This window comes from Streptomyces globisporus (assembly GCF_003501885.1).
Taxonomy (GTDB): Bacteria; Actinomycetota; Actinomycetes; order Streptomycetales; family Streptomycetaceae; genus Streptomyces; species Streptomyces globisporus_D.
In genome coordinates this window covers 1-2,895 of record NZ_QWFA01000337.1, presented here as the reverse complement: position 1 = coordinate 2,895, position 2,895 = coordinate 1, and the positions used below count along the sequence as shown (strand labels likewise).

Annotated in this window: 2 protein-coding genes; both read left to right on the top strand. The window is 76.7% G+C overall.

Annotated elements, in window-relative coordinates; translation table 11 throughout:
- Window positions 1-72: 72 nt before the first annotated feature.
- Window positions 73-1,809: an ABC transporter ATP-binding protein/permease gene (locus D3105_RS33145; RefSeq protein WP_118906521.1), complete on the top strand. Its 1,737-nt coding sequence runs from the start codon at window positions 73-75 to the stop codon at window positions 1,807-1,809.
- On the top strand, window positions 1,806-2,895 hold a 1,090-nt coding region (locus D3105_RS33140), incomplete at its 3' end, for an ABC transporter transmembrane domain-containing protein (RefSeq protein ID WP_240647118.1). The genes D3105_RS33145 and D3105_RS33140, both read left to right, overlap by 4 nt.

The window sequence follows — 2,895 nt, the reverse complement described above, 5'->3', positions numbered from 1 at the left end:
AGCCCCCACTTCAGCCACCCCACCCACGGCATCCGCCGCCCCGGCGGCCCCGTCCGGCGAGGAAGAACGCCCATGATGCTCCACCCCGAACTCCTGCGCGCCGCGCGCACCGCGCGTCGCCCGCTCGGCCTCGCCACCGCCCTGCTCGCGGCGGTCACCGCCACCCACCTCGCCCAGGCCGTCCTTCTCGCCCTCGTGCTCTCCCGGATCGCGCAAGGGGGCACGGCCGCCATCGCCCCGCTGCTCACGGCCGTGATCGCCGTCGTCCTGGTCCGTGCCGCCCTCGGCCGCGCCCAGCGCCTGATCGCCGTCACGGCCGGTGCCACCGTACGGGTGAGGCTGCGCGACACCCTGCTGGAGCGGCTCGGCACGCTCGGGCCCACCGCGATCACCGGTGCCCGGGCCGGAGCCGTGCGGGCCACGCTGGTGGACGGGGTCGAGGGCGTCGACGCGTACATCTCGCGCTATCTGCCCCAACTCCTCATCACCGCCGCCGTACCGCCGATGCTGCTCGTCGCCGTCGCTCTCGTCGAGCCGTACGCGGCCCTCGCCCTCGGCCCCGCCCTCCTGCTGGCCCTCTTCGGGCCGCGCTGGTGGGACCGGCTGCTGGCGCGGCGCGGCAAGGAGCACTGGGACACCTACGAAGCCCTCGCCGCCGACTACCTGGAAGCCCTCCAGGGGATGCCGACGCTCCGCAACGCCGGTGCCGTGGGCCGCGTACGGGAACGGCTGGAGCGGCGGTCGGCCGCCCTGCACCGGAGCACCGTCGCCAAACTGCGGGTCTCGCTCGTCGACACCGGCCTCACCGACCTGGCCGTCCAGGGCGGCACGGTCGCCGCCGTCCTCGTGGCGTGCTCCTCGGCCGCCACCGGCCGGACCGCCGCCACCGGCACCTACCTCCTGCTCCTGCTCGCCTCCGAATGCTTCCGCCCCGTCCGCGACCTCTCCCGCGAGTGGCACGCGGGCTACCTCGGGGTGTCGGCGGCCGACGGAATCGCCGCCCTGCGCACCTCCGAGGCCGCCGTCCCGGACCGGGGCACCGTGACCGCCGCCTGGGAGGTCGCGCCCGAAATCCGGTTCGAGGAAGTCCACTTCACTCACCCGGGGAGCAGCCGGCCCGCCCTCGACGGGGTGTCCTTCACCGCCGCCGCCGGGCGCACCACCGCCGTCGTCGGCCCGTCCGGCGCGGGGAAGTCGACCGTGCTGAGCCTCCTGCTGCGCCAACGGGACCCGGACGGGGGCCGCGTCACCGTATCCGGGAGGGACACCGCCGCCTACACCCTCGCCTCGCTGCGCCGGGGCATCGCCGTGGTCTCGCAGGAGACGTACCTCTTCCACGCCACCATCGCGGAGAACCTGCGCGTCGCCCGCCCGGCCGCCACGGACGAAGAACTGCGGACCGCCGCCCGGACCGCCGGGATCGACGAGGAGATCGCCCGGCTCCCGGACGCTTACGCCACCCTCGTCGGTGAACGCGGCGCCACGCTCTCCGGAGGACAGCGCCAACGGCTCGCCCTGGCACGGGCGTTGCTGGCCGACGCCCCGGTCCTGATCCTGGACGAGGCCACCAGCGCCGTCGACGAACGCGGCCAGGCGCGCATCGTCCGGGAGCTGGCCGCGGCCGGCCGCGGCCGCACCTGCATCGTCGTCGCCCACCGGCTCGACGCCGTCCGCCACGCCGACCACATCGTCGTCCTCGACGCGGGCCGCGTGGCCGCGGCGGGCGACCACACCACCCTGCTCGCGGGCGGCGGCGTGTACGCCTCGCTCGTCGCGGCCGGACGAAGCCAGGAGGAGCGCGCCGCATGACTCCGAACCCCCGCACGACCGAGTCCCCGGACTCGGCTCCGCCCCCGGCCCCACGCACGACCCAGGCTCCGGACGCGGCCCCGATCCCGCGCACGCCCCTGTCCCCGGACTCGGCACCGTCCGGCGCCCTGCGCTCGCTCCTCCCGGTCCTCGGCGCGCACCGCGCCACCGTGCTCCGCACCTGTCTGGCCGCCCTCGTCGACCAGGCCGCCCTGGTGGCCCTGGTCACCCTCGCCGCGTACACGGTGGGCACAGCCGTCACTGAGCACCGGCCGCCCACCCCCGGCACCGTCGCCGTCCTGATCGGGCTCGTCCTGCTCCGGGCGCTGGCCACCTGGCGCGAGATGGACCTCTCGCACGACCTCGCCTACCGGGTCCTGGCCGAACTGCGCGTCCGGGTCTTCGACGGGCTGGCCCGCAGCGCCCCCGCCCGGATCGCGGGCCGGCGCAGCGGCGACCTCGCGGCGACCGCGCTCGGGGACGTCGAGGCACTGGAGTTCTTCTACGCCCACGCCATCGCCCAACTCATCGCCTCCGGCGTGGTCTTCGCGGTGTCGGCCATCGTGCTGGCCGCTCTCGGGCCCTGGCTGCTGCTCGCGGTCGTCCCGGCCGCGCTGCTCCTGATCTGGTCGCCGCTGGTCGAAGCGCGCGGGCGGGCCGAACGCGGGCACCGCACCCGGAGCGCGCTCGCCGAGCTGTCGTCGGAGACGGTGGAGAGCGTCGACGGACTGCGCGAACTCCTCATGACGGGATCGCTGAACCGCAGGCGGGCCCGGCTCCGGTCCGCCGGGCGGCGGCTCGCCCGCGCCCAGCGCGCCGAACAGTCGTGGGAGACCGGTGCGGGCGCGGCCCGCGACCTGCTGGTCGTGGCCGCCGTCATCGGGGTCGTGGCTGCCGCCGCCCACGCCGCGTCCACCGGACGTCTCGACCGGGCGTGGGCCCCGGCCGCCATGGCGCTCGCCCTGGGCGCCCTGGCCCCGGTCGCGGAATCGGCGGCCGCGCTGGGCCGGGCGGGTGGTCTGCGCGCCGCCGCGGCTCGGGTCCGGGCGGCCGTGCACGCTCCCGCGGGAGCGTCCGCCCCCATCG